This is a genomic window from Sporosarcina koreensis, from assembly GCF_042655825.1.
Classification (GTDB): domain Bacteria; phylum Bacillota; class Bacilli; order Bacillales_A; family Planococcaceae; genus Sporosarcina; species Sporosarcina koreensis.
In genome coordinates this window covers 230,677-252,429 of record NZ_JBHSNP010000010.1, presented here as the reverse complement: position 1 = coordinate 252,429, position 21,753 = coordinate 230,677, and the positions used below count along the sequence as shown (strand labels likewise).

24 protein-coding genes are annotated in these 21,753 nt (G+C 47.1%); 8 read left to right on the top strand and 16 right to left on the bottom strand.

Annotated elements, in window-relative coordinates:
• Positions 1-3: 3 nt before the first annotated feature.
• From ACFPTP_RS06455 to cysK, 3 genes are all read right to left on the bottom strand, one after another.
• On the bottom strand, positions 4-756 hold the full coding sequence (locus ACFPTP_RS06455; protein WP_381443076.1) for an ABC transporter permease: 753 nt from the start codon (positions 754-756) through the stop codon (positions 4-6).
• A complete protein-coding gene (locus ACFPTP_RS06450) occupies positions 689-1,531 on the bottom strand; it encodes an ABC transporter ATP-binding protein (RefSeq protein WP_381443075.1) in 843 nt (280 codons plus the stop codon). Before ACFPTP_RS06450 ends, ACFPTP_RS06455 begins: the two co-directional genes overlap by 68 nt.
• Before the next feature lie 65 nt (positions 1,532-1,596).
• Complete coding sequence (gene cysK, locus ACFPTP_RS06445) at positions 1,597-2,538, bottom strand: cysteine synthase A (RefSeq protein ID WP_381443074.1); 942 nt, start codon at positions 2,536-2,538, stop codon at positions 1,597-1,599.
• 139 nt (positions 2,539-2,677) lie between these two features.
• Between cysK and ACFPTP_RS06440 the strand changes: the two genes are divergently transcribed.
• Both ACFPTP_RS06440 and ACFPTP_RS06435 read left to right on the top strand, forming a co-directional pair.
• Positions 2,678-3,451 (top strand): DUF2268 domain-containing putative Zn-dependent protease, encoded by a 774-nt coding sequence (locus ACFPTP_RS06440; RefSeq protein ID WP_381443072.1) that lies wholly within the window; start codon positions 2,678-2,680, stop codon positions 3,449-3,451.
• A 90-nt stretch (positions 3,452-3,541) separates the two neighbouring features.
• Positions 3,542-3,802 carry a hypothetical protein gene (locus ACFPTP_RS06435; RefSeq protein WP_381443070.1) on the top strand — a complete coding sequence of 87 codons (261 nt, stop codon included), beginning with the start codon at positions 3,542-3,544 and terminating at the stop codon, positions 3,800-3,802.
• A 68-nt stretch (positions 3,803-3,870) separates the two neighbouring features.
• Here the strand turns inward: ACFPTP_RS06435 and ACFPTP_RS06430 are convergent, their stop codons facing one another.
• Positions 3,871-5,259 (bottom strand): MATE family efflux transporter, encoded by a 1,389-nt coding sequence (locus ACFPTP_RS06430; protein WP_381443069.1) that lies wholly within the window; start codon positions 5,257-5,259, stop codon positions 3,871-3,873.
• A 177-nt stretch (positions 5,260-5,436) separates the two neighbouring features.
• Between ACFPTP_RS06430 and ACFPTP_RS06425 the strand changes: the two genes are divergently transcribed.
• Positions 5,437-6,534 (top strand): DUF2325 domain-containing protein, encoded by a 1,098-nt coding sequence (locus tag ACFPTP_RS06425; protein WP_381443068.1) that lies wholly within the window; start codon positions 5,437-5,439, stop codon positions 6,532-6,534.
• A 38-nt stretch (positions 6,535-6,572) separates the two neighbouring features.
• Here ACFPTP_RS06425 and ACFPTP_RS06420 read toward each other — a convergent pair whose 3' ends face one another.
• The 4 genes from ACFPTP_RS06420 to ACFPTP_RS06405 form a co-directional block, all read right to left on the bottom strand.
• Positions 6,573-7,589 carry a hypothetical protein gene (locus ACFPTP_RS06420; RefSeq protein WP_381443067.1) on the bottom strand — a complete coding sequence of 339 codons (1,017 nt, stop codon included), beginning with the start codon at positions 7,587-7,589 and terminating at the stop codon, positions 6,573-6,575.
• Positions 7,590-7,600: 11 nt separating this feature from the next.
• Positions 7,601-8,467 (bottom strand): permease prefix domain 1-containing protein, encoded by an 867-nt coding sequence (locus ACFPTP_RS06415; RefSeq protein WP_381443066.1) that lies wholly within the window; start codon positions 8,465-8,467, stop codon positions 7,601-7,603.
• Positions 8,464-8,787 carry a PadR family transcriptional regulator gene (locus tag ACFPTP_RS06410; protein WP_381443064.1) on the bottom strand — a complete coding sequence of 108 codons (324 nt, stop codon included), beginning with the start codon at positions 8,785-8,787 and terminating at the stop codon, positions 8,464-8,466. Before ACFPTP_RS06410 ends, ACFPTP_RS06415 begins: the two co-directional genes overlap by 4 nt.
• Before the next feature lie 269 nt (positions 8,788-9,056).
• Complete coding sequence (locus tag ACFPTP_RS06405; protein WP_381443063.1) at positions 9,057-10,781, bottom strand: sulfate adenylyltransferase; 1,725 nt, start codon at positions 10,779-10,781, stop codon at positions 9,057-9,059.
• A gap of 296 nt (positions 10,782-11,077) precedes the next feature.
• Here ACFPTP_RS06405 and brnQ point away from each other — a divergent pair, with 296 nt between their 5' ends.
• Positions 11,078-12,394, top strand: a complete 1,317-nt coding sequence (gene brnQ / locus ACFPTP_RS06400; protein ID WP_381443062.1) for a branched-chain amino acid transport system II carrier protein — start codon at positions 11,078-11,080, stop codon at positions 12,392-12,394.
• A 41-nt stretch (positions 12,395-12,435) separates the two neighbouring features.
• Here the strand turns inward: brnQ and ACFPTP_RS06395 are convergent, their stop codons facing one another.
• Positions 12,436-12,804 carry a hypothetical protein gene (locus ACFPTP_RS06395; RefSeq protein WP_381443061.1) on the bottom strand — a complete coding sequence of 123 codons (369 nt, stop codon included), beginning with the start codon at positions 12,802-12,804 and terminating at the stop codon, positions 12,436-12,438.
• Positions 12,805-12,950: 146 nt separating this feature from the next.
• Between ACFPTP_RS06395 and ACFPTP_RS06390 the strand changes: the two genes are divergently transcribed.
• Entirely contained in the window at positions 12,951-14,171 is a 1,221-nt protein-coding gene (locus tag ACFPTP_RS06390; protein WP_381443060.1) for a dicarboxylate/amino acid:cation symporter, read from the top strand.
• A gap of 61 nt (positions 14,172-14,232) precedes the next feature.
• Here the strand turns inward: ACFPTP_RS06390 and ACFPTP_RS06385 are convergent, their stop codons facing one another.
• The 7 genes from ACFPTP_RS06385 to ACFPTP_RS06355 form a co-directional block, all read right to left on the bottom strand.
• On the bottom strand, positions 14,233-15,255 hold the full coding sequence (locus ACFPTP_RS06385; RefSeq protein ID WP_381443059.1) for an LLM class flavin-dependent oxidoreductase: 1,023 nt from the start codon (positions 15,253-15,255) through the stop codon (positions 14,233-14,235).
• Between the two features lie 115 nt (positions 15,256-15,370).
• Complete coding sequence (locus tag ACFPTP_RS06380) at positions 15,371-16,552, bottom strand: NupC/NupG family nucleoside CNT transporter (RefSeq protein WP_381443058.1); 1,182 nt, start codon at positions 16,550-16,552, stop codon at positions 15,371-15,373.
• Positions 16,553-16,847: 295 nt separating this feature from the next.
• Positions 16,848-16,964, bottom strand: a complete 117-nt coding sequence (locus tag ACFPTP_RS06375) for a YjcZ family sporulation protein (RefSeq protein WP_381443057.1) — start codon at positions 16,962-16,964, stop codon at positions 16,848-16,850.
• A gap of 118 nt (positions 16,965-17,082) precedes the next feature.
• Entirely contained in the window at positions 17,083-18,489 is a 1,407-nt protein-coding gene (locus ACFPTP_RS06370; protein WP_381443056.1) for a serine hydrolase domain-containing protein, read from the bottom strand.
• Between the two features lie 67 nt (positions 18,490-18,556).
• Positions 18,557-18,733 carry a hypothetical protein gene (locus tag ACFPTP_RS06365; protein ID WP_381443054.1) on the bottom strand — a complete coding sequence of 59 codons (177 nt, stop codon included), beginning with the start codon at positions 18,731-18,733 and terminating at the stop codon, positions 18,557-18,559.
• A complete protein-coding gene (locus ACFPTP_RS06360; RefSeq protein WP_381443123.1) occupies positions 18,723-19,523 on the bottom strand; it encodes a serine hydrolase in 801 nt (266 codons plus the stop codon). Before ACFPTP_RS06360 ends, ACFPTP_RS06365 begins: the two co-directional genes overlap by 11 nt.
• 2 nt (positions 19,524-19,525) lie before the next feature.
• Complete coding sequence (locus tag ACFPTP_RS06355) at positions 19,526-19,951, bottom strand: SRPBCC family protein (protein WP_381443122.1); 426 nt, start codon at positions 19,949-19,951, stop codon at positions 19,526-19,528.
• Positions 19,952-20,119: 168 nt separating this feature from the next.
• Here ACFPTP_RS06355 and ACFPTP_RS06350 point away from each other — a divergent pair, with 168 nt between their 5' ends.
• From ACFPTP_RS06350 to ACFPTP_RS06340, 3 genes are all read left to right on the top strand, one after another.
• Positions 20,120-20,443 carry an ArsR/SmtB family transcription factor gene (locus tag ACFPTP_RS06350; RefSeq protein WP_381443052.1) on the top strand — a complete coding sequence of 108 codons (324 nt, stop codon included), beginning with the start codon at positions 20,120-20,122 and terminating at the stop codon, positions 20,441-20,443.
• Positions 20,444-20,458: 15 nt separating this feature from the next.
• Positions 20,459-20,689 (top strand): hypothetical protein, encoded by a 231-nt coding sequence (locus ACFPTP_RS06345; RefSeq protein WP_381443051.1) that lies wholly within the window; start codon positions 20,459-20,461, stop codon positions 20,687-20,689.
• A gap of 124 nt (positions 20,690-20,813) precedes the next feature.
• Complete coding sequence (locus tag ACFPTP_RS06340; RefSeq protein ID WP_381443050.1) at positions 20,814-21,713, top strand: hypothetical protein; 900 nt, start codon at positions 20,814-20,816, stop codon at positions 21,711-21,713.
• Positions 21,714-21,753 lie beyond the last annotated feature (40 nt).

Below are 21,753 nucleotides of genomic sequence, written 5' to 3'. Positions count from 1 at the left end.
AGGTCATACGAGACCCCATTTTTTCTGTACAGAACGTTCCAAACGTAAAAACACGACATTATCCATAATCGTCCCGATCACCGCGATGATGATCATGACAGAGATGACAAGATCCATTTGACCGAGAGACCGCCCTGTTTCGAGCAGTTGCCCTAACCCTCCGCCCGAACCGAGCAATTCCCCAGCCATCAATGCCCTCCAAGAAAACGCCCAAGCGATGCGTAGGCCTGAAATCAATTGCGGAACGGATGCCGGCAAGATGACGGTGCGAATGAAATGAAGCCCCGTCGAGCCGAATGTCTTCGCGACCCGCTGGTACAGCGATGGCACATTCTGGAATCCGCTCGTCGCGCTGACGGTCATCGTCCATGTGGCGCCGATCGTGACGATGAACAGAATCGAGAAATCATTCAACCCGAACCAGATGATCGCGAGCGGGAACCAGACGATGCTCGGAATGGATTGCAAAGCGGTGACGAGAAAGCCGAGTGTGTCTTCGACTAGCTTATAGCGCCAAATGAGATAGCCCATGATGACGCCTAAGACGATCGCAATGGCAAACCCGATCAGCAGTCTGCTCATGCTTTTCCCAATGGCCGCTAAAATCTGCCCGTTCACGAGACCGTTGAAGAGCGTCTCTAACACTTGTGTCAAACGCGGAAACATGAAATCCGGCAACACCGAAAGTCTAGATGTGACTTCCCATATCACCGCTATCATTGCGATGAAGATGATTCGTCGTAAAGCTGTAGTCATCACCCATTTCCTCCTTCAACACCTTTTCGATTTCCTCTTCCAAAATGGCTAAGATCCGCTGCTCTGTATGCAATGTCACACTATCGGGCAACACGCCGTCCGTCGTTGTCGGAACCGGAATGATCTCCTTCACCTTGCCGGGGCGCGTGCCGAATACGATGACTTTTTCAGATAATAAAACAGCTTCCCGGATATTATGCGTGACGAAAAAGATCGTCACTTTCGTCTTCTTCCAAATCTCCATCAATTCTTTATGAAGTACCATTCTCGTCTGTTCATCGAGCGCGGAAAACGGTTCATCCATCAATAAAATATCCGGCTCCATCACTAACGCTCTCGCGATGGACACCCGCTGCTTCATCCCGCCCGATAGCTGGTGCGGGTACGAATGGATATAGTTGCTCAGGTGCACCATTTTCAACATGTCAATCGCTTTCGCCTCGGCTTCTTGCTTCGGCATCTTCTTCAATAGCAAGCCGTATTTTACGTTTTCCAAAACGGTCAGCCACGGAAAGAGTCCGGCCTCCTGGAAAACGACGACCCGGTCGGGACCAGGTTTTCTGACTTCATTCCCCGCGATGCGGATGTTGCCCTTATCCGCCTGCACAAGCCCTGCAATCATATAGAGAAGCGTCGATTTGCCGCATCCGGAAGGCCCGACGATGGAGACGAAGCTCCCTTTCTCCAAATCGATATCAATGTCGTCCAACACTTTGACTTGCTCTTTATTTTCATTGTTGAAACTCTTTTCAATTCCATCGATTGTTACATACATTTTCAACACCTCGACTTATCTTATTCGTATAGTCGGAATTAATGCTATGAAAACGGAGAGGATGTTTATTCCTCTCCTTCGTAATCAAATAAATCACTGGATAGATAGCGCTCACCATTATCCGGTGCAATGCAGACCACTGTATCATCCGGCGTCAGCCGTTTCGCCACTTGCATCGCGGCATAGACGGAAGCCCCTCCGCTCGGGCCGAGCAGCAAGCCTTCACGCGCGGCCAAATCACGGACCGTTCGATAGGCATCCTCGTCTTCGATCTTGAAAATCTCATCGTAAACGGATGTGTTCAATATCGATGGGATGAAACCGGGACTCGTTCCGACAAGCTTGTGTTTCCCAGGCTTTCCGCCGGATAGAACAGGAGACCCCGCCGGTTCTGCTACATGCACTGTAATCGTGTTGTCGTATTCCTTTAAATATTCACCGGTTCCCGTAACGGTTCCGCCCGTGCCCGCCGTACAGACGAATGCCGTCAGTTTGCGGTTCAGCGATTCCATCGCCCGGATAATTTCCGGTCCTGTCGTAAGCCAATGAATATCCGGGTTTGCTTCATTTTCAAATTGCATCGGAATGAAGCTTCTCGGGATTTCCGCCGCAATTTCCTCCGCCTTTTGAATGGCACCTGGCATCTTCAAATCGCTTGGCGTCAACACCACAGTTGCACCATAAGCTTTTAAAATATTGATCCGTTCGAGCGTCGAAGAGTCCGGCATGACGATGATCGTTTTATACCCTCTTGCAGCGGCGTTCATCGCGATGCCGATTCCTGTATTGCCGGAAGTCGGTTCAATGATCGTATCCCCCGGTTGCAATAAACCTGCTTTTTCCGCTTCGATTATCATATTGTATGCCGCCCGGTCTTTCACGCTTCGGCTTGGATTAAAATATTCAAGTTTCACATATACGTCTGCGCCCCGCTGATCAGGAAGGCGATTCAATCTTACTAAAGGTGTTTCGCCGATCAATTCGGCTATATTATTCACTACTCGCAAGCCGTTCAGCTCCTTATGTTCCTTGGTTGAATTGATTATAGCAGAATTAATCCTATTATGTATAGTAATTTAGTAGGTTTTATTTATCGGAACTTCCCCTCATCACAAGAATAGGATAAATCAAAAAGGGAGTGGAATCATGACTGTTGTCCGGACCGACAAATGGATCGAGGAGTCTGGTGGAGACCCATCCAAAGTTTGCGCGAAATTATCCCAGTACTTCCCTACCGCTTCCGCCGAAGAGATTCATCATCACTTAACGATTTTCGGCATGTACGTTTCTGCGAAACAAGGTAGCGCGCTTACGAAGAAGCTGCAAACAAATAATGCATGGGACATTTCCTCAAATGAATTGAAACTGCTGCGAAGCAAATGGAGTGGCCCTTCCGTCCCCGTCTTTATCTTCCCTTCAGATTCATACAATAAAGTGTTAGTTCGCGAATTCAACGGAAAGTCAGGGTTAGCTTATGCTGACAAGGTTTTTTTATTTATTTCACCCCACAATACGGAAACTGAAATCAAGGCGATATTGACTCACGAATACAACCATGTATGCCGGCTGAACAGGTTTCCGAAGCGTGAAGAGGATTGTACGCTGTTAGACACGATTATCTTGGAAGGGTTGGCAGAAGTGGCTGTCGCGGAACGATTCGGTGAGGATTTTACCTCCTCATGGACTTCAATGTATTCAGACCGGCAGTTAGCCAGGTTCTGGAAAGAATTCATATACCCGAATAGGAATCAACGAAAAGAGAGCGATGCCCATGAAGAAGTGCTTTATGGTTTGGGCCGCTATCCACATATGGCCGGATACGCTGTCGGTTATTATGTTGTCCGGAACTTCATGAAGGGGACGGACTTGCATGCAGAAGACCTATTGACCCTCCCATCAAAAGAGATTGCACAGCTATAAAGGTGCAGATGCACCGGTGTGTTTGTCCTCCTTGAAGATAATTCCTTCACATATGATGTATTATGTTCAACGAAATGGGGTGACAACACGATGTCAGTTCAACACTATCATGCTTTGTGCAATAGGCATATCGGAAGAGCCGTCGTCATTGGAACGAGAGATGGACGGACCCATAGAGGGATTATTCGTTCGGTCAGGGGCAATAGAGTTTTCTTGGAACCTTTCGGTCGCCGAAGAGGTTTGGGCGGATTTGGATACGGGTTCTTTGCAGGACCTGGTCTTGCTTTCGGTGCAGGCATTGCAATCGGCGCGATCGCAAGCTTTGCTTTACTCCCGTTTTTCTTCTGGTGATTGAAATATTGTGAAGCATTAAAAAGAAGGTCTCTCAATCGAATGAGAGGCCTTCTTTTATTATTCATTTATACAACTTCCGGCTTTGCTTCCACTTCAGGCACTGGTTCCACAAGCGCATATCGTTCCCATGCCCTGCTTTTCCAGCGGAGCGACATGACGATTGCGCGCACCCATTCGTCCATAATGACGGCGAGCCAAACACCGACAAGCCCAAGATCGAGGACGAACACGAAGAAGTAACCGAGCGGGAGACTCATCATGACCATTGAAATGGCTCCCATGAGGACGGGGAATTTCGCGTCGCCTGATGCACGGAGCGAGTTGATGATGACCATATTGAACGTCCGGCCGGTTTCCAGCAAACATGACAGCAGCAAGACAGATGCACCGAGCTCGATGACCTGCTCGTTTTCTGTGAACAGGCGCATAAGCGGATAGCGAAATGTCATGACAAGCGCTACCAACACAACCGTAAAGACGAGCGCCCGTTTCAACGACGCCCAAACTTGCCGGTACACTTCATCCTTTTCACCGCTTCCGACGAGACGTCCGACAATGATCGACGTCCCTAGTCCGATCGCGAGTGCAAACAAATAGCTGAACATCGAAATGTTCGTCGCATATTGTCTTGCGGCCAGCGCCTCCGTCCCTAAGAAGGTGACGTAGTAAAGGAAGACGATCTGGCACGCTTGGTAGAGGATCTGCTCGAACGCTGAAGGCAGACCGATATGCAAAATCTTTTTGACGTATTCTTTTGACCACGTAATGTAGTACTTGAATTCAATGCGGTATTCAAGCACTTGATATAGAAGCCAGATGAAGACGAACATAGCGATTGCCCGGCTGCCGACCGAAGATATCGCCGCCCCTTGAACGCCTAACTCAGGCATCCCGAACTTCCCGAAGATCAGCGCATAGTTCCCGACGACGTGGATGATGTTCATACCAAGTGAAACGAACATCGTCTGCTTCGTAAACCCGTGCACCCGGATGACTGCGGCAAGCGAGTTGATGATCGCCTGCAGGAAGATCCCCCCGCCGACGATCAGTAAATACGCTTCCGCATGGGCAAGCACATCTCCTTGTAAATTCATCGCATTCATCATGCGGCTCGTGAATAGAATAAACACACCACTTACTCCGAGTCCGACGAGAAGATTCAAAGAAACTGCAAGCGCTGAAATCTTCGATGCTTCTATATAGCGCCTCGAACCTAAATATTGCGAAACAACAATGGCCGCACCGTTTCCGACGACCTCCAAAACGAGGATGGCGATCATCACGTACTGGTTTGCAGCCCCGACACCTGATACCGCATCATCGGACAGCGCGCTCAACATGAACGTATCCGCCAACCCCATCAACATGAACAAAAATATTTCAAGAAAAATCGGCCACGTAAGATGAAACAAATTCAGTTTCTTCCCCGGGCCGTTGGCTGCAACTGCTGCCATCTATTTATCGCCTTCATTTCTATTAAGTTCTTCAAAACAGGAAATAGCTTACCACAGAAACCAGAGAAATCTCAATGAGTTTGCATCATCTTTTTTCAACTTTTCTCGCATGGCGACAAACTATTTTTCAGTCCATTCGGAAAAGTGAGTTACAATTAATTACAAGGAGGTGAGAAATTGAAGCAGATTACAGATGAACTAATCAGCTGCATGCATCAAATGACGAATGAAAATATAACGGAAACAAGGGAACGGGTCAATAAGCTGTTCGACTTCATCGAACTTTCCCAGACATTATGGGGTTCCGTACCCTCGATCATTATTTCGGCGGAACCTGAAAAGAAGGAACCGGAAGAAGTCGATATTTCAAGGAATGAAACTTCTCAACGAATGATTGTCACGAGTAGCAGCGATACTACGAGTCTCGGAACGCCGATGGAAAGGAAATTGAAAGGCGGAATATTAAAAGGAAGGCATGGGGATATCTATGTCCCGGAAAAGATTGTGAGGATGCATGGGTTTGAACATGGGGATTATATTGAAGCAATCGGGGATCGTCTCAAAGATCTAGTATTCATTAAACGTAAAAATAGTGTTACGAAGCATGAAAGCAATCGAATTGAAATCGATTATTGTGTCATTACAAAAACATCCGATGGATTATTAGTTGCAGATCATCATATTACAAATGGAAAATTAACGAGAATAAAACTTGACGGCGAGTCCCCTTATCAATTTTTAATTAGTCAAAGAGATAGTGAAACGTATAGTTTAAAGGACGGCAGCGTCGTGTCAATTGCGTACCACGAATCGGACCCGCTATCGTTCCGTGTCGTCTGGTGCTATCCGGAGCGCACGAATGAACTTGCCAGACCCGAACCGAAACCGTCCAGTTTTTATAAAGATACAACGTCGAAAAAAGAAAGCATATGGACCGATGTTGAATTGAACTTATTAAAAGATAAAAAGATTGTTATTATCGGGGCTGATTTCCGGAGTTCAGATTTCATGCCGCTCGCAGAAAGCGGGAACTTTACTTTGGATGTGTTCAGTGGCGATGAAAGCAAAACCCGCCTCAAAGCAGCTGTCAAAAATAAAGATTTGATCATTTCCGCAAGCGAGCATTCATCCCATCGCAGCAGCGGATTGGCCAAGGAATGCGCCAAAAAGTATAAAATTCCATTCCGCGCAGCCCCTACTAGCCAATCGTCGATTAAAAAGGCGATGATTCACGGAATCAAGGAAGCGTATATACCATTTCATTCATTTTTCTAATGGAATGTGCTGGAGACTGGAATGCCCGGTTTCCAGCGTTATTTTAAAGTTACCTCTTCCGGATCTTTCCCCTCTTCCGACATGCGATAGAGTTGATAAAGGGGTTGCCTTCCCCCGAATTCACGATCCACTAAAAAGTAAATTTGGTTTTCCGGTCCGCTTATCGGTTTCGCCGTATATTCCTTCAGATTCGTTAACTGCTTTGTTTCATACGTTTTCCAGTTGAAGCTGAATAATTCATATTCGAATATGCCATCCGATCCTGTGCCGGCGACAGCCTGATACACGATTTCTTCCCTTTCCGGCAGCAGCAGGAAATCATAAATATCTTCCTCCCCAGCCGGATTGCTTATGACCTTTTTTTCATCCGGCGCATGCAGCGGAATTTCAAAAATGCGCTGTTTTGATGCAAATACTTCATCCGCAGTTTGAACATGTTCATCATCATCCATTTGGACATATACCGTTTCATCGGTCGCGGACACTTGCAATGACGCCATATTATACTTTTTCCAATCCGTATATTTCGTGTGGGTTTGATCGTTTAGATGGAAGCTATGCACATCAAAATCATGCGGCCGTTCACCTGTGATCGGCGAATAATTCGTAAATGTATCCGCCTGCAAGTAAAAGAGCAGTTCCGGATCTTTCGGGTCAAATGCCAGTTCAGTAATCAAAGCTTGTTCCTGAAACGCAAGTTGATTGGCATGCGTATCTGTTTGCAGAAGATGCACTGCGCTTTCGCTTTTTTGACTCATCTCTTTATCCGTTACGACATACGCAAGCTTGCTGCCATCTTTCGAAAAGCGAATATCCAAAATGGTTTGGTCGACAGGCAGTTGGGCAACAGGTTTTTCATTCCCAGAAAAATAAATTCCTGCTTTGCCTTGATCAAATGCGACATATGCAATCGAACCATCCTGGGAGACATCATAGATTGCGGTCAATCCATTTTGCTTTTCATTTTCATCCTTGCTGAAAACGAACCCGAGTATGATGAAAACTCCTGTTATGAGAACGATAGCCCCTAGTAGGTAACCGAATGTTTTATTCAACTAAACCCCTCCTACACTCCCAACAGCCACAATCCGATGAGACAGATGATAATGGCGGTTTGAATGATTGCAATTGAATAGGCCCACTTTTTCTTTTGCCTCGAAAGTAAATGCATTTGGCTTGCATAAGAGACAATCCATATGACGAGCGGGATGAATATGATGAAAACTGCAGGGGACATTTCTGCGCTGAAAAAGAGAAACGCCCATAGGAAAAACAATATAACAAAAACGACGAAGATCCCTGTTGTAATATTAATGAAGTGAAGCCGTTTCGCATCTTTCGCCGATCGTTGCCGATTGGATGAAAAATCATAAATCGTCGTCCGGTACACAAGTACGATGGCAAGCAATAGAATCAGGCTTGCTATGATTGTCAGGCCGATGGAAACCGGATGATAGACATCGGTCGCGAGTAACAGGCCGTAGAAAAAGATTAGGATATGGATAAGCAGCAAACTATTCATCCATAACCGCCGATTCAATGAAGAAACCGGTCTCACGGTTAGTAAGAGCAATGCGGTGCTACTGAGGACAGCAACGACCAACCATAAAATATGCGCGTCTCCCATTATCAATAATTGAGACAAGTAGACGCCATACGCGTAAAGCAGTGACGCGACTGATAAGCCAAGCATCATTTCCCTTCGATATGGATACATTGCCTGTTGGAGCTGCTGACCAATCTTCCGTTCATCCCCGAAGTTTGTCATGACGGTTCGCATTGCCTCCTCGTTTGAATATCCTTGCTTTTGGTAGTCTTTGAATGAACATTCCAAATGGGAGAGAAGTTCTTCATACAGATCCTCGCGCTCCTCCTGATTGCTGTCGGTTTCACGTACAATCCCTTCGACGAAGCGATGAAAAACCTGGTTCATAGCAAACCTTCCGAGCTTTTGCGGACAAGTCCATTCATCCACTCCCAATTTTCGCGCTTGCTTTCCAAAGCTTCTACACCTTCATCGGTCAGACGGTAATACTTTCTCCTCCCGCCCTCCGCTTCCTGCCAATAGGATTCGACCCAACGTCTCTTTTCAAGTCGCTTCAATGCCGAGTAAAGGGTCCCTTCACTCATTTCATACGTATCATCACTAACCTTTTTCAACACCTTGACGATTTCGTACCCATACATATCCCGCTGTGCAATGAGCGACAGCAATATCAAGTCAATGCTCCCTTTCATCATCTCTTGATCCACTTCATTCACCTCTTCACAACATCGTAACACGAGGTACATCGTGGTGCAATGGTTAAGGTATAGTTTTCCATAAACTACGTGATCATGAAACCCATTAAGCGCTAGAAATCCTGGTAAGTGATCATAAATCACTCTATTAAAACCAAAAAAGCTTTCCGCCAATATGGCGGAAAGCTCTCCGTTAATAGTTATGCTCGAGTTTACATACATGATGGCGCAATCTCAACGAGTTATGCTCGTCTCAGGTTTCCGCCCATCCGAACCTCAACTCATTTCTTCTCTTCAGGCTCGTCGCTGCCGCGGTAGCGTTTATACGGCAGGGTATTCCACGTCCGGTAGTCGAAATCGGCCGCGCGAAGCACTTTCGGGATATCGCCGAGGATCTTTTTCGCTACTTCAAGTTCCCGCAGCGCTTCCTCTTTATCCTGATACATGAATTCATCCGAAGCGGCAGCAGGCGCTTGCTTCACTTTCTCCTCAAGATCCGAGATGACCATCCGCTGCTGGGTTTGCAATGAATCCCTTGCATCCATCACCCATTCCGGCTGCAAGCCCCGGTTCGTGTCACCGACGCTCGTATACTCCTCGAACACTTCCCGGTAAATCCGGTCGGCATTCGCACGGACGTCCAAATTGACCGCTTCCAAGTCGTCATTCGTCAACTCTTCGATCGACAAAGGCCTAACCCGCTTCCGTCCTCCGAGCCTTGTGCGCTCCAAATAGAACGGGAACATGCTCTTAATTACCTTCCCGACAGGCGAGATAGCGCTTCCATGTTCATCGAGCCCTTTTGGCTGGACGCCTTGAATTGCGATCCGCGCAGATTCCGGACGGACGATCTCCTTCGGCGGCATGATGCCGTGCCGGAGCATTTCACGGATTCCCGTCCCTGAAATATTAATCCGGTATTGGGTATCATGCGGACAGGACTGCTCTGTCGCAGGTGCGTCACAACGCGTGCAGTAGAACACTTCATGGAACAGCCGCACGTCAATGCCGAGCTCTTCCGGCTTGAACTGGTCAAAAATGCTATGGCTCGCATACTTATCGTAGTAGTCGCCGATTCCCGCGTGATCCCGGCCGATGAGCGCATGCGTACAGCCATAGTTCTTCATAATGAGAGCATGCAGCACTGTCTCCCGTGGACCCGCAAAGATATACGTCACCCTGAGTGGTGCAAGGATCGACCTGCCTTTCGGATAATACGTGTCTAGTACGCTCCGATACGACAGCATCCGGAATTCATGGCGCGTATATTCGCGCTTCGCCATCTCGACAAGCGGCTGAAGGAGCAAGCCGTCGATTTCTTCGAGCGCATTTTTATGGATGTATTCATGGCCGCGATGCAAAGGATTCGCCCCTGTAATGAACCCTGCTGCGGAGCGGAATTTCTTCACCTCGTAAAATTCATGCCATGTATCTTTCGGTTCCAATCGAAGCTTCTCGAACGGCCCCCAATCGACCCGACGCAATAATGTAATCGGCCCGCCGAGCGCGACATCTCCCATTCTTCTGAAAATCGCATCCACCCCAGGATGGTTCCGATCCGTCGTGCCGAATAGATGCGAAGCGCGATAATCTTTATCATAGTCAAAAATGTCTTCAATCTTCAAAATCGCCACAGGCTCGTTCTGTTCATCAGAAAGCGCCACTTCGTCCCCCACGGAAAGCGTTTTGATGATTTCTTTGTTTCGGTTGCCGATCGGTGCGAAGCTGAGCGGAACCGGCCAAACCGTGCCGTTCGAAAGCCTGCCTTCATTCAATACGGATTTATAGTCGACTTCATTCATGAAGCCTTCATTCGGCGACAGAACGCCAGTCGCTATCATTTCAAGCGTGATGACAGCTTCCAGGTCGACCATGATGGATGGCAGCAATCTCGCCCTTTCCAGCTCCTCTTCCCTTTCCGTTCCCGTCAACACTTTGTCGACCAGTTTCCCCCCGTGTGGCTGCTGTGGATAATTCGCAAACCGATTTTCCGTCACATTCAACATCCCAATTCCTCCTCATTCCAAAATCATTTTAATAAAAATCGAACTCTCTTCTGAATATTAACATACTTTTAAACTTGTATATAGATTATTATCAGAAATTAATAATTTTTCTCTTTTTACGAATACCGATAAAGGTTGCAGAATGGGTTATGGTAAACTCGATTTATGGGGTTTTAAGAAGACTTTTGCGTCAATAATTTTATTTATGAAGTATTTGGGGGATTTATGCGAATTTATTGCCAGTTATGACTGTATCCATGATATTATGCGCTTTTTGAATGTTGGAGGGAATGGTTATGAACGATTTTTCGAATAAGGAAACGTTGAAGTTGGGATTATTGATGTTTGCGCTATTTTTCGGCGCCGGCAATATGATATTTCCACCGCTCGTCGGGCAGCTGGCGGGAGGCAATGTATGGATTACGATTGCAGGTTTTCTCATTACAGGCGTCGGGCTTCCCTTTCTTGGCGTCGTTGCGGTTGCGATGAGCGGCAGCCAGTTGAGGGATCTTGCGGGCAAGGCGCATCCGTTATTTGGAATCGCTTTCACGATCATTGTCTATTTGGCGATCGGCCCGTTTTTCGGGGTTCCGCGAACGGCAACTGTCTCATTTGAAATGGGATTGGCCCCGTTCATTTCCGATTCAGCGGAAAAGATGGCTTTACTTTTATTCACAATCCTCTTTTTTGCGATTACCGCTTGGCTTTCATTGAAGCCGAATAAATTGGTTGACCGTTTCGGGAATGTGCTGACGCCGGTTCTCTTGGCGCTCGTCGCTTTCATCGTCACGGTCGGCATCATGAAGCCAGCCGGGACGAGCGGACCTCCACAGGAACCTTATATCCAAAACCCTTTCATTAACGGATTCATCGAAGGGTATTTGACGATGGATGCAATCGCGGCGCTCGTTTTCGGCATCATAGTCATCAATGCGATTAAGGGAAAGGGCATTTCAGACCGGAAGGCGATTGCCGCCATAACTGTGAAGTCCGGGGCCATCGCCGTTGTCGGGCTGTGTCTCGTGTACGTCGGGCTCGCTTATCTCGGCACAACGAGTCGGCTCGTCGCACCGAATGCGGCAAACGGCGGCGAGATCTTGACGCAGCTCGCCTATTCGCTTCTCGGGCCGACCGGACAAGTATTACTTGGCGCGGCTGTTTTCCTTGCTTGCTTGACGACTTCGGTCGGGCTTGTTTCATCATGTGCCGCCTTTTTCTCGAGCACATTCCCGAAGCTATCCTATCCATTAGTCGTGGTGATCGTCTGCGTCTTCAGCACATTCATTGCCAACATCGGGCTTACGCAATTAATTTCCATCACATTGCCCGTTCTCATCGGGATTTACCCGCTTGCGATTGTTTTGATTACAATCAGCTTCTTTCACAAATGGTTCAATGGCTATCGGGAAGTGTATTTATTCGCGCTAGCTGCGGCTGGATTTGTCGGGTTTTTTGATATGTTGAAGGCATTCGGTCTGCCGATTGCACCGGTTGCCGATGCGCTCCGCCATTTGCCCCTTTACGAAGAAGGGATCGGCTGGATTGTCCCTGCCATCGTATTCGGCATCATCGGTTTTGTCATCGGTTCCATCCGGAAAGGCGCTCGTCAATAGGAATGAAAAAGGACTCTCACTTAAGAAGAGTCCTTTTTCATTCACCGTTTTTTACATGAATTCCTTCCGAGGAAGAAAAATAGACCGGACACCAATACCATTCCGAATAATTGTCCACCACTGCGTGCCGGCTTGAATTTCACTCGATCGGGCGTAATTTCATAGACGCCGACCGGTTTAACGGTGAAGCCCCCGCCGCCGCCATCCGCACCATTGCCGTCACCCCCGCCTCCGAATCCATATCTCAACCTCGCAACAGGCACCACTTTTGTCAGTCCCACTTCGATCGGATCCCCGAAAACGAGTGAAACATCCCTATTATTTCCGAATTTCTTGAACACCGTCGTCACAGGCGCCTCCCTAAATTCTTTCCGTTCAGCACCATCCGCTTGCTCTTGCAATTGCACCATCACGATCCCTCCTTTCCTACTCTTTCGACACGTTACACCGACTTCCCTTTCCATAAAAGCATGAATTTTGACACGCCGTCCGCTCTGTATTAACGTAGAATTCAGAATTCCTTCAACACTTGAGTTTCTGAAAAGGAGGCGGCAAGATGAAAAAACTGTTCATGGCGTACTTCCGTGCTTCATTGATTTTAAAAATTTCGGTCGCCTTAGTTCTCGGAATACTTGCAGGTTTCCTGTTAGGGGAGCAAGCTGCCGTATTAGCACCGCTCGGCGATCTGCTTCTCCGTCTGCTCACATTCCTGATCATCCCACTCATTTTGTTCACACTCATCGTCGGGGTGAATCAGACGAATATCGCGAACCTAGGGCGCATGGGCAGCAAAGTTTTCATCTACTACACCGTCACTTCTGCGCTTGCGATCGTCATCGGCCTGCTCGTTGCAAGTATTTTCCAGCCCGGTACGGGAATGCATCTCACTGGGAATGAAACATTCGATGTCCCGGAAAATCCCGGCATCATCCATGTGCTCCTCAACATCGTGCCATCCAATATCGCCACGGCATTTACGGAAATGAATCTGCTTGGCATCATCTTCACTGCGCTCGTGTTCGGCATTGCGATCTCCGTCATGCGCTCCTCTAAAAACCATGGCGGGCTCGGAGATTCGTTATTGACGACCATTACGGCTTTGAATGAAGCTTCCCTGATCATCTTGAAAGCGATCCTTCAATACGTTCCGATCGGCATTTTTGCGATCATCGCGAATACGGTCGGCAGCCAAGGGATCGACACACTCATTTCTTTAGGCGGCATGATCAGCGTCTTTTATATTGCGCTGCTCGTTCATATCGGGCTGTATGTCATCCTACTGCTTCTTTTCGGAATCAAACCCGGACCTTTCTTCAACTATGCACGCACACCGATGATTACGGCTTTTGTCACGCAAAGCAGCACAGGCACACTGCCCCTCACATTGGATGCCGCGAAAAAAATGGGGATACCGAAAAGCTTATACGGTTTCAGCTTGCCGCTCGGTGCGACCGTAAACATGGACGGCGCAGCGATCCGCATAGCCGTTTCAGCCGTCTTTGCCGCCAATGTTGCAGGCACCCCGCTTACGATTCCCGATATGATGATGGTCGTGTTGATCGGGACGCTCGCTTCGATCGGAACAGCTGGAGTTCCCGGCGCAGGCATCGTCATGATTGCGACCGTGTTCGTCCAACTCGGCTTGCCGATGGAAGCGGTGGCGTTGTTGACCGCGATTGACGCACTTGTCGGGATGGGTGCGACGATGGTGAATATTACAGGCGACCTCGTCGGGACGAGATTGATCGCTCAGCAAGAAAAGAGAAGGAAAATATGAAAATAGCCAAGCATCGGGTTGCTGTCCGATACTTGGCTATTTTATTCAAAAGTCATCTTCATCATGCCATCATTTCCGAGACGATTTCATAGGAGCGGAGACGGTCTTCATGGTTGAAGATCCCCGAGCTGATAATGCATTCATCTGCTTTCGTCATGTCCATGAACGCTTCCAATTTCTTTTTGACCGTTTCAGGACTGCCGACAATCGTTGATGGCCAATTCGACAATTCAGCGACTGCCGACTTTTCAAATTCGGACCAGGCGGCGTCCACATCATCGATTGGCGGCTTGAACTGCGTCGTGATCCCTCTTCGGATATTGAGGAACATCTGCTGGTGGGACGTCGCAAGCCATTGCGCCTTTTCATCGGTATCCGCGGCAATGATGTTGATTCCTAACATCGTGTACGGCTTTTCGAGATCTTTCGAAGGCTTGAAATTGCGATGGTACAAATTCAGCGCATGCATCATATACGTCGGCGCAAAATGGCTTGCGAATGAAAACGGCAGACCGAGTTCCGCAGCAAGCCTCGCACTGAAATCGCTCGATCCAAGGAGCCAGATCGGGATATCCTGTCCTTCCCCCGGAAACGCGCGAACGCGTGCAGTCGGATCATGCTTGAAATAGGCGCGTAGTTCGTCAAGCTGTTCCGGGAAATCATTGCCGCTGCTCTGCAATGTCCGTCTTAGCGCAAAAGCAGTTGCCTGATCGCTGCCGGGAGCGCGTCCTAATCCGAGGTCGATTCTCCCTGGGAACAGTGCATCGAGCGTGCCGAATTGCTCCGCGATGACGAGCGGCGCATGGTTCGGCAGCATGATGCCGCCAGCCCCGACACGGATCGTCTCCGTCGCACCCGCCACGTGCCCAATGATGACAGACGTCGCCGAACTTGCGACGCCGGGCATATTATGATGTTCGGCAAGCCAGAAGCGGTTATATCCCCACTTGTCAGCATGCTGGGCAAGATCGACGCTATTCTTGAAAGACTGGCCCGCATTGCTTCCCTCGTTAATCATCGCAAGGTCGAGGATTGAAAGCGGGATGCCGTTGAACTTCTTCGCTCTATCATTTATCAATTGCATTCACTCCAATAGATTTAGTCGGTCTTATTTCATCATACCGCTTCGGCACGACCACTTCCATTGAAGGGAACTGAAAAATACGTGCAAAAAAAGAGCCCCCGGAATGGGGACTCCTTCACAACATGATTCCTGTAACCGCTGCTGTCAACAAACTGACCAATGTCGCTCCATAGAGCAATTTCAAACCGAATCTGGCGACAGTATTGCCCTGTTCTTCATTCAAGCCTTTAACAGCTCCGGCAATGATGCCGATTGAAGAGAAGTTCGCGAATGATACAAGGAAAACGGAAATGATGCCGACCGTCCTGCTCGATAATGATGACGTGATGTTAGCCAAGTCCATCATTGCCACGAACTCGTTCGTCAGTAGCTTCGTCGCCATGATCGTACCGGCTTGTACAACTTCCGAGGCCGGAATGCCGATGATGAATGCAAATGGCGCAAAGACATATCCTAACGCCGTCGAGAAGCTGACGCCGACAGCCGCCTCGAATATGCTGTTCACCATGCCGATCAATGCAACAAAACCGATCAGCATCGCACCGACGATGATCGCCACTTTAAAGCCGTCCATAATATACTCGCCCAACATTTCAAAGAAAGACTGCTTTCTTTCTTGCGGTACGTCGATAATATCTTCTTCTTCCGACACTTCGTAAGGATTGATAATATTCGCGATGATGAACCCGCCGAAAAGATTCAGGACGAGTGCCGTAATAACGTATTTCGGTTCGATCATCGTCATATACGCCCCTAAAATCGACGCGGATACCGTCGACATTGCGGATGTACACATCGTATACAACCGATGTTTCGGAATATGCGGAAGCTGTTTTTTAATGGAGATGAATACCTCTGATTGTCCAAAAATCGCTGAAGCGACCGCATTGAACGATTCCAATCTTCCTAGCCCATTGACTTTGCTCAAAATAAGGCCAAGAAAACGGATGATAATCTGAAGGAGCCCTATGTACTGCGCGATACCGATGAGTACTGAAATGAAGACAATCGGTAATAAAACATTCATGAAAAAGGGGAAAGAACCTTCATTGGCAAGCCCGCCAAAAACGAAGTTGATCCCTTCCGCAGCATATGCCAATAACTTATCGAATACATTCGCCACTCCCTTGATGAGAACAAGACCGAATTCTGTATTCAATAGGATGAATGCCAGCACAAGCTGTAAGACAACCATCGTAATAACTGATTTATATTTGATCCTCTTTTTACCATTGCTCACGATGAATGCAAGGAAAAAGATAACAAGTAACGCCGCGATGAATATAAGGAATTTCATAGCGGTTTCCCCCTCTCTAGATGCATGAACTGTAGTATGGAGCAACGAATGCCATTTTCTTGTATCTTCCCGAATAAACATTTAGGTAATCACTTTAGTTATTCGACAAATCAGGTGTTTATATACAAAACAAAATGTCATATGTTTTTTTCCAACTTGCCTATAATAACATAAAATTTAGCGGAAGTATTGACAAAATTAGTACATAAAAATAGAGAAGCGACATAACTATCCGCTTCTCTACTATTTACTCTTTTATGCATTTTCCGTAAATTTATTAACGTAAAAATCTAACTTAACAATATCCTCCGTCTAAAAACGCTGCGCCTACAATTATCAAAAGAATAAACAAAACGACGATCAGCGTAAATCCATTACCATACCCTACACCGCGCTCGACTACACCTGACATTCCCCACACCTCCAAAAGGCTTGATGCTGTTATTCTATGTAATCAAAACGTCCCTCCCCATGACATTCCCCTAGAATAAAAAAAGGTCTTTCACATCTCCGTGAAAGACCAGCTACTTTTAAACGTTTTCCTTCATAATATGCCTTCCGCCATACACAATCCGCTCAATTGCTCCATTCGAATTTTTAATGAACTGCAGGATGCCATCATTTTCATCTTCATCGATAAAGAAGTTTTCCCCGATGCATTTCAACGTTCTGCATACTTCATTCGATTCAATCGTGAGCTTTCCTTCCTTCAGCGCCACTTTCACATTCATCCCTTCGCTCGAGATGAAGGTGCCGACGAATTTCTGAAGGTCGTCCGCATCGATTTCCCTTACTTCATACGTTGCATATGCGGCATCCAGCTCCCTGCCTTCCGTGACATTCAGCGCGCTCATCAGGAGATCGCCTGCAGGCACGTCTGAAACGTTTGTCAGAATGACACCCGCCTTCTTTTTTTCGACGATTGCACACATATAAGAAGAAACGCCTTTTAATCCACCCCCATGGCTGATCAGCGTGGAACCGAAATAATCGGGAACAATCCGAAGCCCGTAGCCGTAGTATCTTCCCGGTTCGTATTCGACATGCGGATGGATCATTTGCGCAATGCTTTCCTTCGATAAAATCCGCGTCCCATCGATGACGCCTTCATTCCAATACATCTCCAAATAACGGAGAATATCATTTGCCGTCGACTTCAAATACCCGACAGCTCGCATCGAAGGAGCATCCCACCAAAGCGGCGCTTCATACACATGCGAGCCGTCCTTCGCTTTCATGTAAAGGGTCGTTACGTCTTCGATTTGGTTGAGGCGCTCCATGTCGAAAAAGCTGTTCTTCAATCCCGCAGGCTGCAAAATGTTTTCTTCGATGAATTTTTCATAAGGCTGTCCGCTCACCCGGCTGATGATGACGCCGAGCAGTCCATATGAATCGTTCGAATAACTATAAAACTGCCCCGGTTCGCCGAGCCATTCGAAATCGTCATTGGCCATGAATTCAAGCATCTCGTCGTATGTCTCGATATGCGGTCCTGGGTTATTCAATAGGTCAAGCCCATAATCCTTCGCCGATGGGTCCTGCTCAATGCTATTTTTTCGTGCATACACATGTGTCGCAAGTGGTGGATAGCCCGCCGTATGCGTCATCAGATGATGGAGCGTGATCCGTTCAACTGGACCGCCGGACTTCTTAAGCTCCGGCAAGTAGTCGACGACTTTGTCATGCACCGACAATTTCCCAAGCTCTTGCAGTTTCATGATGCCCGCGCTTGTGAACGACTTCGTCATCGATGCGATGCCAAATACCGTATCCCCCGTCGCCAGCAACTGCTGCGCTACGTTTCGATATCCAAACTCCAGCTCGTACATCCCCTGCCCATTCTCGCTGATGCCGATTATCGCCCCCGGTATCAAATGCTTCTCAATATACTTCTGTGCATACGTTTCGAAAGGTTGTACCGCTACTGTTTCTCCCATGTAAAATCCCCCCTGTTTGCGTGTTCCTATTAAGAGGTATTCGCCGCGGGCAGGGATTTTCCTCTTTTTATGGGTTATCACCGAGTCTCACGGGTTTATCACCGATTCTCAACGGTTTACCACCGACTTTCGTGACTTTACCACCGACTCTCAACGGTTTACCACCGACTTTCGCGACTTTACCACCGAATCGAAGAATCGAAGAATCGAAAAAACCAGATGAGGAACCATCCTCATCTGGCATACGAATACACATCATTTCCGATTTGCGCAATCAACGCCCGCGCCTCATCTTCCGGACATCCTTTGGACAGCACAGTGACCGCTATGCATCGTCCCCGTACATAAAGCAATGCGCACTCATGCATGATTCCGTCGACATTGCCCGTCTTACCGGCAAACTCCCAATCTGGAATCGCACCGATGATAGGAGAAGTTATCTTTGGCAAGTTATCAATAAAGCCATTCGAAAGCTGCTGTTGCTTCATAATGCGGACCATCTGCTCTGACGCATGCATTGAAACGCATTGCCCGCGGGCCATGCGCGTCAATAAGGCGGTAACGTCGCTTGCACTGATTTCATTGCTATTCAATCGATTCGCCTGGACAATCATTAATTTATGATGGATTTCACTCCGTTCCATCCCCGTACCACACATGACAGCCTGGATTTTTTCCATGCCGATCAAATCAATCAACATGTTGGTCGCGGTATTATCGCTTTGGATGATCATCAATGTCAGCAAATCATAGATCGGCAACTCAATGCCGGGCGTCATGAACTGCAGCACACCGCTGCCGCCGACAATATCATCTCTTCGCAACGTCAAACGGTCCCCTAGCCGGATGCCCCCTTCATCCGCCGCCGTGAAAACGGCCGCCATGATGGGCACCTTGATGATACTTGCAGCGTAATAAAGCTCATTTTCATTTAATGAAAATGAGGTGCCTTCATTCAAATCTTCAATTGAAACCGACCATGTCCCTTTCGCATCTTTCAAACGCGATTCTATTTTCTCCTGCAAGATCTTCATTTTCAATGAACCAATGAAGCCCTTAACGTGGTAATGCCATTTTCCACATACCCCTTCAAGCAAGTGAGCATGTAGACCCAGCCTCCTTTTTGGTCGAGCATTTTATTGACGATTTCGGGGTCGCCCGGCTTAAAGCCCGACTCAGTCACTTCAAGGATCGTACTTCCATCTGTTTCATGGAATGTCATTGTGACGGTCGTCTCCCCCCAGTTGAAAACGATCTTCTTGTTTTCCTCGACCTGCTGGACATGAATATCCCCTTCCGCACCATATTCCTCGTACTTCCAAGTGATCGTCTTGCCTTGTTCGACTCTGCTCGTACCTGAAGAAAACCAGTATCCGCCCATTTTCTCCGGGTCGACAATCGCTTCGAACACGTCGCTTACCGGTTTATTGATTTTCATTTTTGTTGTGATTTCTGTGTTCATTATCGTCAGCTTCCTTTCATCTCTCAAACTGAATTCCGTGGCACTTTTCATTTAAAAATTCCTCAAATGTCAAATTGCCTCTCCACACCTCTTATTTATTCGATTCAATAATTAAAATCCCTCTATTTTGGTTGTAATTTACAACCACCTGTAATATAATTCTTACATATGATACATTTTGATGATGGAGATGAATTATTAGCATATCTGGAGGCATTGTCGAACCCGCATCGTTTGAAAATCATAGCGGTGTTATCGGAAGGGCGGCAATATGTCAGCGAGTTGGCGCGCCTACTTGGAATGAGCAGGCCATTGCTGTATTTGCACCTACAAAAGTTGGAGGAGGTCCATTTGGTTACAAGCAATATGGAGATTTTAGAAAGCGGCAAAGCAGCAAAATTTTATGCACTTGCTCCATTTCATTTTGAACTGAACGAGGAATTGATCCACCGTTTAGCGCCAACGCTCACGATGTCAAAGAAGAATAAATGAAGGAGGGAGATTCAATTGTCTTCACTTGGAATTGCAAGCATATTAGGCTTATTAGTATCACTTATTCCGGTAATCATCTTTATTGTAGTTATCTTTTTTATCGTAAAAACAGTAAAGGGCTTTGAAAAAAGAGCCGATGAAAAGCTTGCACTTGAACGCGAACAAAATGCCATTCTTCAACGAAAGTTGAATGAGTTGGATGGCAGGGTATCAGTGATTGAGAATGTCCTGAAGGAAGTTGAATAACATGAATCACCCCATCTGAATTGCCAGGATGGGGTGTTAGAAGGCTTAAAAATGAATCTTGACCCTTTTCAAAAGTGAGATACTATTGGAATAGATTCAATTTTTAGTAGAAAGGTGTAAAAATATGGACACTACAATATCCCCTACCCAACAACAGCTAGATCATTGGATTGAAAAATACATACCTGAAAAGGATTTGTTTTTCCTCCGAACGAATGATTTATCTTCATTCCAAAATGATTTGCTAGGAACATTGGTCTTACCAAGATCAGAGTTTTTTAATCATTCTTCTTACAACGGTATTCAAATGGTGAATAGCTATATGTATTGGATGGTTTCCAAGGAAGCTGAGTTCATCATTGTCGCGCAGCCTGAGTGGATCGGTTCGCTTCCCGCTGACAAGAGAAATGAACTGTTTACTCTTCAATATGAGTTAGGAAGAGGATTAGTTGGCCCGATCTCGTTATTGTCCGACCAATATTCATTCCCGAAGGACTATGTTTTGGAAATGAACGGGGAGAAGCTCGGTGTTTTGCAAAAGGAGATGTGGATGAAACTATCCACTTCCATCAAAGAAGAAATCGTCCGCAAAACCGCACAGCAATACGATGAATGGACATCGTTGCAACCACCTGCATCTATGCCTACCCATTTGGTCACCTATGCGAATACATTTTCTACAGAGCCAGGTGCCAATTGCCTCGCTGCCACGCTGTTTGCCATTAGTTCAGAGCCGAGTCTGGAAGAATGGATTATTCACGAATGGATCCATGGTGACACGTTTATGCAGAAGCTGACGCAAGCTTTATTCACGAAAGTCGAGGACCGCTTTTCAGCAGGAGATGCAGTCGTATGGAGTGATGAACATAGCAATGTTCAACATGCGGCCTACTGCATTGATGGACAGTTGTTTTTTAATAAAAACGGACAGACATTCTTTAATCCATGGAAGGTCGTTGATTGGATGGAGTTGGAGGAAGAGTGGAAACGATATACACCTAGTGTATATCGAAAAAAATTGTAATCGAAATAACCCATCCGGCTAATCGCCAGATGGGTCGTTT